Source organism: Streptomyces sp. NPDC002896, from assembly GCF_040295225.1.
GTDB lineage: Bacteria > Actinomycetota > Actinomycetes > Streptomycetales > Streptomycetaceae > Streptomyces.
In genome coordinates this window covers 16,036-29,225 of sequence record NZ_JBEOVA010000013.1, presented here as the reverse complement: position 1 = coordinate 29,225, position 13,190 = coordinate 16,036, and the positions used below count along the sequence as shown (strand labels likewise).

The window sequence follows — 13,190 nt, the reverse complement described above, 5'->3', positions numbered from 1 at the left end:
GCCTCGGAGTAAATCTATACCAGATGCAGAAATCCCCTCGGGGCAGCTCTCTGCTACGGTGGACGCCGTGGACGGCAAGCCAGGGCTACGGGAACGAAAGAAGCAGCGGACCCACGCGGCGATCTCCGATGCGGCGATCACGCTGTTCCTCGAACACGGCTTCAACCAGGTCTCGGTGGCTCAGGTAGCCGAGGCGGCCGAGGTGTCCAAACGCACGCTCTTCGCCTACTTCCCGACCAAGGAAGACCTCGTGGTGCATCGCCTCGCCGACCACGAGACCGAAATCGCACGCGCCGTGCAGGCCCGCACGCCCCGCACCGCCCCGCTGACCGCGGTGCGCGAGCACTTCCTCAAGGGGCTGCGCGAGCGGGACCCGATCACCGGGCTCAACGACCATCCCCAGGTACGGAGGGTCCACCAGATGATCCTCGACGCGCCCTCACTGGTGGCCCGGATGGAACGGTTCAAGACCGGCGCCGAACGCGCACTCACCCAGGCATTGCACGAAACAGCAGACATTCCGGAGCTCACGGCGCGGTTGGCCGCCGTCCAAATCGTCGCAGTCCACTGGGCGCTGGCGCAGGACAACGCCCAACGCCTGGCGTACGGGGAGCCGGCCGACGAGCGCTATGCGGGTGCGGTGGCTGACGCGGAACATGCGTTCGCGCTGCTGGAGAACGGATTGCGGCAGCTGACCCCGCGGCAGTGACGCGTGGCTTCCTAGCGGCGAGTGTCGGCGTCGCCCGGTGCCCTGCAGTCGGCGGACCAGGCACCGGCATCTCGACGATCGCCTCCGCAAACCCGGGCCCTCAGATCGCCGTCAGCGGCACCCCGATCGCGATGCCCATATTCAGACCGAACTAGCCGACCGGCCCTTCGGCGCCGATCTCCGGCAGCTCCTGGAGAGCGTCCAGGGTCGCCTGCCACTCCGGCACGGCGCGCTCCGCCAGGTGGGCGTTGTACCGGACGACGGTCGGGCCGACCGGCTCGCCCGCCGCCATCGCCTGCTGCAGCGCGGCGATCTCCTGCTCGTCCACTGCCGTGCGCGGCCGGCCGCCGTAACCGGGCGCGTCGATGACGGCGACGTGGAAACCGCAGGCCGGCCACGAGGCGGTGTGCACGGCCCACCATCGCCGGTGCCTTCTTGTGCGTGCCGCCACCGTGACCCATCAGCACCAGGGGCGCGCGATCGGAGCCGGAAGCCGGTGACCAGAGCACCCCGGGGACCTCACCCACAGTGAAGCCGCGTTCGACGACACCGTTCGACGATGTCTCCGCAGTGAAATGCACAGAATGCGTTTCGGGGACGATCTGACCGCCACCGAGGGGAAGCTGGCCGGACTGGAGCAGGCGCGTCGAGCCTTCCTTGATCCGTTGAACCTGCCCGATACCGATGTGCCCGCCGGAGGCAAGGAGAACAACGCGGTCGTCCGCGAAGTCGGCCAGCGCCCGGAGTTCCGCTTCACGCCGAGGGACCACGTGTCAATCGCCCGCAGACTCGGCCTGGTCGACCATGAGCGCGGTACGAAGCTCGGCGGCAGCGGCTTCTGGCTGTACCGGGGAAACGGTGCCCTCCTCGAGTGGGCGCTGCTGAACTACTTCGTCGCGGCCCACGTGCGGGACGGCTACGAGTTCATGCTGCCGCCACACGTGCTGACCTTCGCGGCCGGCTACACGGCGGGCCAGTTCCCGAAGTTTGCCGACGAGGTGTTTGCCCTCGAGCAGGGCGAGCAAGGCCCGGAGCGGTTCCTGTTGCCGACTGCGGAGACCGCGCTCGTGAATCCGCACCGGGACGAGACGCTGCCCGAAGCCGAACTGCCGAAGCGGTACGTCGCGTACACGCCGTGCTACCGCAAGGAAGCCGGCGGGTACCGCACAGCCGAGCGGGGGACCTTGCGCGGGCACCAGTTCAACAAGGTCGAGCTGTTCCAGTTCACCCATCCCGACGCCTCGGATGCCGCGCACGCAGAGCTCCTCGGCAAAGCCGAGGAGCTGGTGCAGGAGTTGAACTTGCACTATCGGATCACGCGGCTTGCGGCTGGAGACACAAGCGCGGCCATGGCCAAGACCTACGACGTCGAGGTGTGGCTGCCGAGCGTCGGGGCGTACGTCGAGGTCAGCTCGGTTTCGAACGCCCGCGACTATCAAGCGGGGCGCGCCAACATCCGTTGCCGGCCTCGGCAGGGCAAGTCGGCGTATCTCCACACGCTGAACGCTTCAGGACTCGCCACCAGCCGCTTGGTACCCGCAATCCTGGAACAGCACCAGCGAGCCGACGGCACAGTGGACGTACCTGAGGTGCTGCGCAAGTGGATCCCGAGCGGCGTCCTGGCAGCACCGCTGTCGCCCTGACACCAAGTGGGCTGTTGTCGGCACTGACCGGCTGCAGCGCGGGTCAGAATGCCCAGACACGGCAGTCCCACTGCCAGCCATCGCAGCACATACGAAAGCCCCGCACAGCCATCATGGCCGAACGGGGGCAACCGAAGGGCCCCAGGGCCATGGAGGCGACCGTCGCCCAGCGGGCCAGGCGGCCCGTTCGTTCAGCCAGTGGCTCGATCGGCGATCACTGCAGGCCGTCGGGATCAGTTCGGCACGGAGGGCCTACGCGTGTCGGCGCGCTCGCCGAGAACATCCGAAACGCCCCGGGCAAGAAGAAGGTGATCCGAAGAAGCCCTCCACACAAGGAGGGCCCCTTCGGCGTATGCGGAACCGTGCGCGCATCTCCGCACCGGGCACGGTGTCAGGCCGTGAGCGGCACCGGGTGGATCTCGTCCGCCGGGTGGCCAGCGCGCTCGTGAATGCGCTGCACCGCCTCCGCCGACGGCGCCTCCGACAGGCAGTAGACCTCGCCGGACTGAGGGTCTGCCCAGGCCTGCTTGAACTGCACCTGCTCCTCGGCCTCGATGGCCAGGTCCGCGCGGTGCGCTTCCCGCAGTTGCTCGCCCGTGATCCCCTTCATCCCGTGGTGAACGTCCATGAACTCCGCCATGATCACGCACCTCCTGATCGCCGGTACTTCCATGCTGCACCCGGCATCGGAAGCCCACCTCATGAGCGACGAAGCGTCACCGGTCCGTCGCCCGGGGCGGTCAAGCCCGCGAGGTCAGCCCGAGCGGTCTCTTGGTGCGCGGTGGCGCGTGGGGCATCTCCCCGCGCGCCATCGGCCTGTTCCCCTTGCTCGCTGGCCCCGTACGTCCCGTACGCCCCGTACTCCGGACATCCCGCCGATTCGTAGACGTGGACCGCCAGTCCGCTCGGTGTCGTCTCGTTGCGGAGGAGGCGGAGGCCGGCCGGGGCGCCACCGTCCGGGCACAGGCGTCGGCCGGTGCCCACGACCACCGGGGCGATCACGAAGCGCAGCTCGTCGATCATTCCTGCCGGTCGGGGGTGAGCGCGACCTGGACGAGCTTGAGCCGCTCGCCTCGGAAGACGGTCCACGCGCCGGGGGCCGGCGTGCAGCGATCAGGCCAGCGGCAAGCAGGGACTGGGCCAACCGGGCGCTGCCGTGGATCTGCAGGTCACGGCCGGGCTGCCGCTTCAGTTTGGCGACCTGGGCGGGGACGGGCGTGCCCAGGCTGCGGGCCTATGGCCAGCTCAGGAGACGATGCCGGCCGTCCCGCCGCCGCCGGTGGCGACTCCGCCACGCGGCTTGGGTGCGGCGGCGAAGGGGGGCGTGTCCGGCCGGCACGTTGCTCCGGCCGGAGGGAGGGTGCCGTCGATGAAGTAGCGGCTTTCGTACTCGTTGACGCAGCTGCTGGGGTTGAGCAGTGCGGAATGTCCGTACCCGTTGTTGGTGAGCAGGCGGGCGTTGGCCAGTTCTTTGACCATGGCCTGCGCGCCCGAGTAGGGGGTTGCGGGGTCGTAGGTGGTGCCGACCACCAGGACGGGGTGCGCCGTGGGCTTGTTCCACGGGCCGCGATAACGGTTGGCGGCGACCGCCGGCCAGGTGGCACACGGCTCCGCGGCCCAGGTCCAGAAGCGTCCGGTGTCGCCCGCGCGGATGGCGCTGGCCTCCTCCAGGGCGTGGTAGACCCCTGGGTCACGCGGATTGGGGCTGTCGGAGCAGAGTACGGCACCCCCCTGTTCGTCGCCGGTGTACGGATTCGGGACCGGCGGTTCGGGGAGGGGTGAGGGTTGCTGCGGGACGCGGCCCTGCCACAGGTCCTGCAGCCTGCCGGCGAGCTCCGTCCATCCCGGGTGGACGATGTTGAGGCCGCTCACTGCGTCGCCAACCGTCCTGCCGTAGGTCCACGCGCCGACCGGATGCTCCCGGAGGCGCTGCATCAGCTGGTCGAACTTGTCCCGGGTCGCTTTCGGGCTGCCGGCGGAGAAGGCGCAGCGGGCGGTGGTCGTGGAGCCGCACAGGGCGAGGAACTGGTCCAGGATCGCGGCAGCGCCGAGGTCCGCGCCCATGCGCAGGAATATCGGGAGCCGGGGGTCGTCGTTGGAGGCGTGGTTCGTCCAGGCCTGCGGGTCGACGTTGCTGTCGATGGTCATGGCGCGGACCTTGCCGGGGAAGAGGTTGGCGTAGGTGGCGCCAAGGAACGAGCCGTACGAGATCCCGAGGTAGGTGAGTTGTGCGTCGCCCACCGCCTGACGGAGCTGGTCGAGGTCGCGAGCGGTGTCGGCGGTCGACACATGGCGCAGGAGCTCGGGGTCACGCTGCTGACAGCGTCGGCCCAGTTCGGCGTACGCGGCGATCCAGGTCTTCCGCTCCTGTTCGCCCACCGGGAAGCCGGCCGGTTTGCTCGCAATCCACGCGTCGGCTTGCTCGGGGCGCGCGAAGCAGTTCACCGCGGTGCTGTTGCCGACTCCGCGTGGATCCCAGCTGACGATGTCGAACCGCTCCCGCACCTCGCGCGGGAAGAACTCATAATTCTGTGGCATCTGCACGGTTCCGGGCCCGCCGGGCCCGCCAGGGTTGAAGAACAAGGTGCCGATACGCCGTCCGGGGCCGGTTGCCTTCCGTTTCACGAGCGCCAGTTCGATGGCGCGGCCGCGGGGGTTGCGGTAGTCCAGCGGCACCTTCGCGGTCGCGCAGTCGAACTGTCTGCCCTGAACGCAGGGTCTCCAGTCCACCTTCGGGGCGGGCACCGAAGGTGTCGACGTACCGTCGGTCGCGGCGAGGCCCGGCCCGGTCAGTGCCATCGAGCAGGTCACCACCGCGGCGATGACCACGGCACAACTCCGACGGCCCGCTACCGGCCCAGATATGTGCATGCCTTGTCCTTCCACGGCTGAGCGCCCCATGCCACCCATGCGCTGGACGTCGACGCGCATCCGTGTCAACGACACCGCGGTCCGGCAAGACGCGCGAGCCAACCGCAGCCGAATGGCCGAGCTACTGCCCGCCTGGGCCGGCCGGCGACCGCGTCCGACGCCGTGCGCACCGCGACTGTGGCCAGAAGCGTCTCTAATCAGCTAAGCGATCCCATGTCGGACGTAGTGTCTGGCGGGGGATCTGCCCACCGTGGAGGGGTGGCGTGGGCGTGCAGGTGGAAGCCCGCGCCCAGTGCTGCTCCTCGTGGCCTGTGTCGGCTGGGATGGGGTCTCCCCTGCTCGAGCGGAGCCGAGAGCTTGGGGAAGGGTGTGCTGATCGTCGTCACGCCCTGGTGCCGGTGGGCTGCGCGGGGCAGCCGGGCCCGGTCCGTGTGAGCGTGCCCCTCCGGACGCTTGCCCGCCGGGCCCGAGGGGCCGGTGGGGGAGGGTGCCCTGCGTCGCCTGGGCGCGGGGCGTGTGGTGCGCCGCCGGGTGGGCCCGGTCTTGGACCGGTCCTTCCGGCTGGTCTTCACAGCGGCCGGTGTGATGACCGCCTTGGCTTCGAGTGTGTCGATCACCGAGCGGATGATCATGGCACCGCTGGTGCGGTCGGTCACGGTCTTGGTCTGGTGAGTGAGGCCGCGTGCGGCGATGCGTTGCCATGCCCCCATGTCGCGGTCGCCCTGCCAACCGCAGCCGGGGCACAACGCCCATTTCCAGCCCGGGATGGTGGGCCGGTCGGGGGCCTTGCGGTGCCGCAGCGGAGCCAGGCACTGAGGGCAGTGCTTGGAGGTGTGCCGGGCCGGGACCGTGACCACCGCGATGCCCACCTCGCCAGCGAGGTGCCGTATCCGGTCGGCGATCTGCCCGCGCACCGCCTGCGACAGACGGGTGTTCAGGGTGCGGCCCATGCCCCCCGCTTCCATCGACCGCAGGTCTTCCAGGTAGATGACGCTCGCCCCGGCAGCGATGGCCTGGTCCACAGCCCACCGTGCGCCAGCCCACGCCAGCGCCTCGTTGCCCTTCGACCGGCGCGCGGACACGGCTGAGATCTCCTCGGCCAGGACGGCGTACCTGCCGTTCAGGGCATGTTGCCCGTCTGCGTTGATGAGCCGCTGGTAGCGATCGGCTTTCGCGTGCAGGTACTCACTGTGGCGGCGCAGCCGGTGCTGCTTGGCGAGGACACCGGCCGCCCGGAACATGCCCCCGCCTGCGAGGGCGGTGATCCGGCCGTCATCGTGGAGACGGGCGGCCCCCGCACTGAGCAGGGTGTTCAGGCCCCAGTCCACACCGAGCGCAACCGTGTGCCCGGTGCGCTGGGTCCTGGGGACGGCGTGGGTGTAGGCGAGATCCGCGTGCACGCGCCCCTGGCCGGCACGCAGGGTGAGCAGGTGCAGCACCGCCGAGGCCGGAATTGTAGGCGGAAGCGAGACGGGGCAGGACACCCACCTCCAGTCCTTGTACGACCGCGGATCGGGCCGAACCGGCAACTGCAGCCGCAGCAGCGCCCGCCCCGGATCGCTCTCGTGGCGTTCTAGGGTGGCCTGCTGTCCGTCGCAGGCCGCCAGCAGCAGCATCCGGGTGACCCGGGGCGCGGCTTCCATCTCGAACGCATCGACCGGCAGCCGCCCGTGCTCGCACGCGAACGCGGCGATCTGCCGGGTACGCCCCTTGATGACACTGGACGGCAGGTATTCGCCGCCGGGTGCGGCAGCCCGTACGGTGTCCCACTCCTTGGCCGTGCGCCTGGCCGGATCGACGGGCCAGGTCGCGATGACTGCGGCGGTGAGGTCGGCACGCCACTTCACCGACCGCAGCGTGCGCCCGGCCTGTTCCTGGGCCATCCGAACGATCCGGTCATTGACACGGACACCGTCCGGCACCGCCACCATCCAGCCAAGCCGGCGCAGCGCCATCCACGCGTTCGACGGCAGCTTCCGGCCCCCGGCGTCCTCACCGGACGCCAGCACGTCCACGTCGACGGTGTTCCCGTGGGCGGCCAGCAGCGAGGCGACCATGCCGGACACCAGGTCGGCGGCCCAGCCGACACGCTCCGTCAGCACAGCGGCGGCAAGGAGTTCGCCCGTCTCCTCGTCCACCCCCGCGCGCACCACGCCCCGGGCACAGGCGGTACGAGACGTCTCGCCCTCGGCGAGCGGCAACTTCCGACTCACCGATACCCCTCCCCGTCCGCGATGCTGTCATCCGATCAACGACCATCCCGGGAAAGGGTCACGCATTCGCCCCACACACTCACACACGAAACCCAGCACAGGGCAGGACACCGACAGATGACGAATCACTATGGATACCTAAGGAAACACGTGAGCCTCCCCCGCAACCTCTTCATCCGATGGAGCGACCGTGAGGCTGTCGGAGCCGGCTGAACCCTGACCCACTTTGGCCGCGTGAGCTCTAGGGTCAGGATTCGGCCGTCGTCGAGAGAGGCGGCCCTGTCTGTGACGTGCAACTGGGCGAGAACGGAACCGGCCCTGGTTTTTCCCAGGTCAGCGAGTACCGGCGGAGCACATGCCGGCGGTAGCGCACGCCTGGCAGCAGCCGCCTCGCCGCGGCCCGCACCTGCCCGTAGCTCATCTGCGGGACGGCGACCGGCATCCCCTCCGGACCGCGCGCGCGACGCAGCACCTTCGTGATCCGCACGATCGGGGCAGCCGCGATCAACGTCGCCCACTCCCCCACGCTCGCCTCGCGGGCCAGACCGACCACCACCAGCCTGCCGCCGGGCCGCAGTAGCTCGCGCATGCGGGTAAGAGCCGCCTCGAATTCCATGTGGTGGATCGTGGTCACCGAGCAGATGAAGTCGTATTCCGCGGTGGGGAGTTCGGCGGTGAGGAAGTCGCCCTCGATGAAAGTGAGATCCGGATAGCCGGCGGCGAACTCGCGTGCACAGGCGATCATCTCGGGCGATTTGTCGATCCCGGTGACGCGTTTCGCCCGCCCAGCGAGCTTCCGAGCCAGCAGCCCGTCCCCACACCCGACGTCCAGAGCATCACTGCACCCCTCCCGAACAGCGCGGAGGATGCCCGAGTGCCGGGCAACGTTGGTGTTCCAGTACGGCTTCACGTCGGGCTGGCGCATCGGATCATCGTAAGGACATGGCCCGGGCCTCCACCTGCACACTGACGCATACACGGCCGACGGGCCCGCACTACGCAACGAGATCAGCGCGGGGATCCCCACCGACATTTCACCGTTCCCATGGGGAGCCGACTGCCGACCCGGATCATCAAGCAGATCCTCCCATGCCTCGACAAGCCCCGGATCATCCACTTCCCCGATGCAACGCCGGAAATGATCACCACGCTGGAACACGAACGCGATCGCATGACCGAGCGCATCAAGTGCCTGACCCGCAACAGGGACGCCATAGCCGAGTACCTTGAGGCAGTACGCAGCAACAGTCGTCCGGATGTTGCCTCTGAAGCGTCTACAACGTCATGACGCGCAACAACTTGGCGCTCTTTGTGGCTTCGTCCAGGATCAGGTAGAGCAGACCGACCAGGCTGCCGCTGCCGACGATCTCCTGGCGCTCGACCATCCCGCGGATCTCCGAGAGCGGGATCCACTCGATGCGGTCGGCGTCTGCGGACCATCTTCCGCGCTGGCTATCTCCATCAACTGCCCCAGGTCGAGGAGGCCATGGGCCATCAGACCGCGGCTCTTCTCCGTCAGCTCGACGCCGCCTGCGAGAGCGTCGCCGAGCTCGCTTCCGTCACGGAAGACGCATTCCTCGCCCACTCGGATGCAGAGATCATCACCAGTTTCCCTGGCCTGTCCGCACCATCAGGCGCACGCATCCTCGCCGAGATCGGGGACGATCGGAACCGCTTCGCGGATGTCAAAGCCCTCAACGACGTGCGGCCGGAGATGACCATCGCCCGCGAGGAGATCTTCGGCCCCGTCCTGGCCGTCACCCCGTATTTCTCCGACGACGAGGCCGTGACCCTCGCCAGCGACTCCGAGTTCGACCTCGGCGGCACTGTCTGGACCGCCGACCAGGAGCGCGGCACGGCGATCGCCGGGTGGGTAGGCACCGGCACCATCGGTGTCAACGACTACGGCCTCGACTTCAACTCCCCGTTCGGGGGCCGGGGCGCCAGCGGCCTGGGCCGCGAACTCGGCCCCGAGGGCCTGAGCGCCTACCTGGAGTGGAAGTCGGTCTACCTGCCCTGACACCACACCGGTTCGACGGGCGCGCCCGACTCCGCTGCCGGCGGCGGAGCCGGGCCCCGCCGACATCTGACGTGCCCCCATCCCGCCCCACGGGCCGAACGACCTGGAGGACCACCACAGCCACCTTCCGCCACGCGAGTGCCGAGCTCGTCTACACCGACCAGGGCGAGACACCGCTGGTCCTGCTCCTACACAGCTGGGCATGCGACCCCCACGACTGGAGCTGGCAGATCCCGGCGGTGCTCGGCGCCGGGTACCGCGTGATCGCCATCGGCCACCGGGGCCACGGGCGGTCCACCGCCCGCGTCGGCGACTACACCCCGCAGGCCACGGAGGATGAGCTGGATCGGCTGACGCGACGCCTGGACGCGGATCGGCCGCCGCGCTCCCAGTGAGAGCTCAACAGCCAGCCGGCACTGCCATGATCACTCTGCGCAACGTCAGGCGACGGCAAGCTCGAACATGCGGGTCGGCCAGCGGCAGTTCCAATTGGACCATCCGCGTGAAACCGCAGGGCGGTTGCGGCCACGCGCACCGCGCTGCCCAGGCGGTGGCGGCTCGGCGGTCCCCATGGCGCCCCGATGAGACTGCCGAGCCCGCTGTCCTCGAGCTCCTGGTGCAGGCCGAGTGCACGACCAGGATTTCGCACCCGCCACACCAGGTTCCCGGAACCGAAGCCACGCCAGCCGATGCAGACCACACATCGTTTTGGGGCGTTGGCATGCCCGTGTGCCGTCGCGAAGCGGGCGAAGGTGCGAAGTGCGACTTCGCACATACGAGAATGGCGCTCTACAATCTTCGAAACAAGCCTTCCCAAAAACGGCAGCGAAACTCTAGCCTGGCGGCGTCAACGAGTAAGTGCGGTGCGGCGTACGGGAGGTGCTTGGTGGGCAACGACGCATTCGACGGTGTACGCGTGGTCGAACTCGCGCAGTGGGTGTTCGTCCCTGTCGCGGGTGCGCTCCTCGCCGATTGGGGTGCGGACGTCATCCGGGTCGAACGCCCCGAGGGCGACCCGTACCGCGGCCTGTCCACCCAGGGCATCGGCAGCGACAGCACAGGCGTCAACCTTTCGGTCGCCCTCGCCAACCGCGGCAAGCGGTCCGTCGCCCTGGACCTGCGCAGCGACGAAGGACCGCGCCTGCTCGACCGGCTCCTCGACACCGCGGACGTGTTCCTCACCAGCTTCCGGCCGGCCGCGCTGCGCCGCCTCGGCCTCGATGCCGAAGAACTGGCCCGCCGTTTCCCCCGTCTGGTATATGCGCGCGGGCACGGCTTCGGGGTGCGCGGGCCTGGTGCGGACCGTGCCGGCTACGACTCCTCCGCTTTCTGGGCGCAGGGCGGCATGGCCCACGTCCTGACGCCGCCGGAACGCGACCACCCCATCAGCCAGCGTGGCGCGATGGGCGACCGCAACGGCGCGATGGCCCTGGCGTTCGGCATCGCCTCCGCTCTGCTGCGGCGCGAACGCACCGGCCGGGGCTCGGTCGTGGACGTCTCGCTACTCGCCACGGCAATGTGGACGCTCTCGTCGGACGTGCTCGCCGCGCTGGCGGGAGGGAAGCCGCGCGGCGTCACCGGGCGCGGCGGTGCGGTCAATCCGCTCGTCGGCGCGTACCGCACGAAGGACGGGCGGCACATTCAACTCGTGTTCCTGGAGTCGGACCGCTATTGGGCGGATTTCTGCCGACTCATCGGACGCGACGACCTGATCGGCGACTCGCGATTCGCCGACCTGCGGGCGCGCGGCGACAACCGCGAAGCGTGCGTCGCCGAGCTCGAAGCGGAGTTCGCCCGCCGGACGTTCGACGAGTGGAAGGACCTCCTGTCCCGCATCGACGCGCCGTGGGCGCCCTTGCAGGCCGTCGAGGAACTGCTCAGCGACCCCCAGGTGCTGGCCAACGACTACGTCGGCGACGTCGAACTGGAGGACGGCTCGTCGTATCGGCTGCCTACCGTGCCGGTGCAGTTCGACGAGCGGCCGCCGGCGCTGCGCCGGGCGCCGGAACACGGCGAGCACACCGAGGCGGTCCTCCTGGAACTCGGCTTCACGTGGGAGCGGATCGCCGAGCTGAAGGACGCGGGGGTGATCCCGTGACGGCCGCCCGCCCGGTGCCGGTGCCCGATGAGCTCTCCGCGCCCTATTGGGAGGCCGCGGCCCGGCACGTCCTGGCTATCGCGCGCTGCTCGGTGTGCGGAGCGTTCGCCGTCCCTCCGGACCAGACGTGCCCACACTGCCGGACGACCGATCCGGCGTTCGTGTTCGAGCCGATGAGCGGCCGGGGCACGGTGCGGTCCTGGACGGTCGTCCGGCAGTCGTCCCTTCCCGGATACGCCGCCGAAGTGCCCTTCGTGCTCGTCGACGTCGAGTTGGCCGAGCAGTCCGAACTGCGCATGATCGGCAGGCTCCTCGACGGGCCGGACGCCGCCCTGCACATCGGCGACCGGGTGATCGTGGCGTTCGAGGACGCGGCCCCGGGCGTCGCCGTTCCCGCCTTCGTGCTCGGGGGTGACACGTGAGCCCGCAGTTCAAAGCCGGCCGCCAAGTGGCGATCGTCGGGTACGCGCACAGCGTCGTCCGGCGGCACGCGGAACGCCCGCTGGGCGCTCTCGCCGTCGACGTCGCCCGCGAGGCGATCGCCGACGCCGGACTGCGGCCGGGGACCGTCGACGGGTTCGTCACCGCGGCCTTGTTCCCCACCGCGGGAGCCCACGCCGTCGTGGACGGCGTCAGCACGGTTTCCGCCAACTGGCTGGCCGAGCGGCTGGACGTCGCACCCCGCTACGTCGCGGGCTTCCAGGGCATCGGGCAGATCCCCGGGTCCGTCGCCCTGGCGGTCAACGTCATCGCGAGCGGCGCTGCGGACTACGTCCTGCTGCACCGCGCCCTGCACAACCCGCCCGGGCGTTACCACGACAACCCGATGTGCGAGGCACGCGGGCTCCAGCAATGGACTGCGCCGCAGGGCTTCTTCGGCCCGTTACCGATGATTGCGCTGCCCGCCAACGAGTATCTCCAGCGGTACGGCGCCGATCGGGAAGCGCTGGCGGCGGTGGTGGTCGAGGCGCGCAAGAACGGGGCGAGGATCCCGTGGTCGTACTGGCACAAGCGACCCTTGACAACGGAGGAATACCTCGCGGCAGCGATGATCAACGATCCGGTGTGCCGGTACGACTGCGACATCCCGGTGGACGGTGTGGCGGCTTTCGTGCTCACCTCGGCCGAGCGTGCCCGCGACCTGCCGAACAAGCCGGTCTATGTCGCCGGTTACGCGAGCAGCGGGACCATCCCGCGGCGTCTGCCCTTGCACTGGCCGTTGGACGACATCATGGCCGGCGGCGCGGAGGTGGCCCGTCAGCTGTGGAGGCACACGGGCGTCGGGCCTGGCGACGTCGATCTTCCCCAGGTGTACGACGGGTTCTCCCCCTTCGTTCTGTTCTGGCTTGAGGCTCTTGGCTTCTGTCCGCTCGGCGAAGCGCACCGCTTCGTCCAGGACGGCGGCATCGACAGCGACGCTCCCGGCGGCCTGCCCGTGCTCTCGGGCGGGGGAGCGTTGGGCAACGGGCGTATGCACGGCATCCCGCAAATGCTCGAGTGCTACCTCCAGTTGGCCGGACGGGCCGGAGAACGCCAGCGAGAGAGCGCGACGGTCGGGCTCGCGTGCCATTCCTCGCCCCACTACGGGGGCGCCGTCGTCTACACCACCACGCCCTGGTGACCCGGGCCGTGCGTA

At 69.5% G+C, this 13,190-nt stretch carries 11 protein-coding genes and 3 pseudogenes; 8 read left to right on the top strand and 6 right to left on the bottom strand.

Annotated features, from left to right (window positions below):
- Window positions 1-67: 67 nt before the first annotated feature.
- The gene (locus ABT009_RS24725; protein ID WP_502989953.1) at window positions 68-709 is read left to right on the top strand and encodes a TetR/AcrR family transcriptional regulator; all 642 of its coding nucleotides are present in this window, start codon (window positions 68-70) and stop codon (window positions 707-709) included.
- A gap of 154 nt (window positions 710-863) precedes the next feature.
- Here ABT009_RS24725 and ABT009_RS24720 read toward each other — a convergent pair.
- Window positions 864-1,311 (bottom strand): annotated as a pseudogene (locus ABT009_RS24720) (alpha/beta hydrolase); the annotation flags it as partial.
- Here ABT009_RS24720 and serS point away from each other — a divergent pair.
- Entirely contained in the window at window positions 1,294-2,352 is a 1,059-nt protein-coding gene (gene serS / locus ABT009_RS24715; protein ID WP_351298849.1) for a serine--tRNA ligase, read from the top strand. The pseudogene ABT009_RS24720 and the gene serS overlap by 18 nt on opposite strands.
- Window positions 2,353-2,743: 391 nt before the next feature.
- On the opposite strand, the gene ABT009_RS24710 is transcribed toward serS, so the two are convergent.
- The 5 genes and pseudogenes from ABT009_RS24710 to ABT009_RS24690 all read right to left on the bottom strand — a co-directional run bounded on the left by ABT009_RS24710 (window position 2,744) and on the right by ABT009_RS24690 (window position 8,361).
- Complete coding sequence (locus ABT009_RS24710; RefSeq protein WP_351298846.1) at window positions 2,744-2,992, bottom strand: SCO4226 family nickel-binding protein; 249 nt, start codon at window positions 2,990-2,992, stop codon at window positions 2,744-2,746.
- 206 nt (window positions 2,993-3,198) lie between these two features.
- Window positions 3,199-3,461, bottom strand: a pseudogene (locus tag ABT009_RS24705) (dihydrofolate reductase family protein); the annotation flags it as partial.
- A gap of 136 nt (window positions 3,462-3,597) precedes the next feature.
- The gene (locus tag ABT009_RS24700; protein WP_351298843.1) at window positions 3,598-5,181 is read right to left on the bottom strand and encodes an alpha/beta hydrolase; all 1,584 of its coding nucleotides are present in this window, start codon (window positions 5,179-5,181) and stop codon (window positions 3,598-3,600) included.
- 239 nt (window positions 5,182-5,420) lie between these two features.
- Window positions 5,421-7,436, bottom strand: a complete 2,016-nt coding sequence (locus tag ABT009_RS24695; protein ID WP_351298840.1) for a zinc ribbon domain-containing protein — start codon at window positions 7,434-7,436, stop codon at window positions 5,421-5,423.
- Between the two features lie 247 nt (window positions 7,437-7,683).
- Window positions 7,684-8,361: a class I SAM-dependent methyltransferase gene (locus ABT009_RS24690; protein ID WP_351298838.1), complete on the bottom strand. Its 678-nt coding sequence runs from the start codon at window positions 8,359-8,361 to the stop codon at window positions 7,684-7,686.
- Between the two features lie 132 nt (window positions 8,362-8,493).
- On the opposite strand from ABT009_RS24690, the pseudogene ABT009_RS24685 reads away from it, so the two are divergent.
- From ABT009_RS24685 to ABT009_RS24660, 6 genes and pseudogenes are all read left to right on the top strand, one after another.
- Window positions 8,494-8,724, top strand: a pseudogene (locus tag ABT009_RS24685) (MerR family transcriptional regulator); the annotation flags it as partial.
- Window positions 8,725-8,922: 198 nt separating this feature from the next.
- On the top strand, window positions 8,923-9,456 hold the full coding sequence (locus ABT009_RS24680) for an aldehyde dehydrogenase family protein (RefSeq protein WP_502989949.1): 534 nt from the start codon (window positions 8,923-8,925) through the stop codon (window positions 9,454-9,456).
- A 71-nt stretch (window positions 9,457-9,527) separates the two neighbouring features.
- Window positions 9,528-9,851, top strand: a complete 324-nt coding sequence (locus ABT009_RS24675) for an alpha/beta fold hydrolase (protein WP_351298835.1) — start codon at window positions 9,528-9,530, stop codon at window positions 9,849-9,851.
- Between the two features lie 491 nt (window positions 9,852-10,342).
- Complete coding sequence (locus tag ABT009_RS24670) at window positions 10,343-11,554, top strand: CaiB/BaiF CoA transferase family protein (RefSeq protein WP_351298832.1); 1,212 nt, start codon at window positions 10,343-10,345, stop codon at window positions 11,552-11,554.
- Window positions 11,551-11,976, top strand: coding sequence for a Zn-ribbon domain-containing OB-fold protein (locus tag ABT009_RS24665; protein WP_351298830.1), 426 nt, complete (start codon window positions 11,551-11,553; stop codon window positions 11,974-11,976). The genes ABT009_RS24670 and ABT009_RS24665 overlap by 4 nt, the downstream gene beginning before the upstream one ends.
- Window positions 11,973-13,175 carry a thiolase family protein gene (locus ABT009_RS24660; protein WP_351298827.1) on the top strand — a complete coding sequence of 401 codons (1,203 nt, stop codon included), beginning with the start codon at window positions 11,973-11,975 and terminating at the stop codon, window positions 13,173-13,175. Before ABT009_RS24665 ends, ABT009_RS24660 begins: the two co-directional genes overlap by 4 nt.
- Window positions 13,176-13,190: the final 15 nt, after the last annotated feature.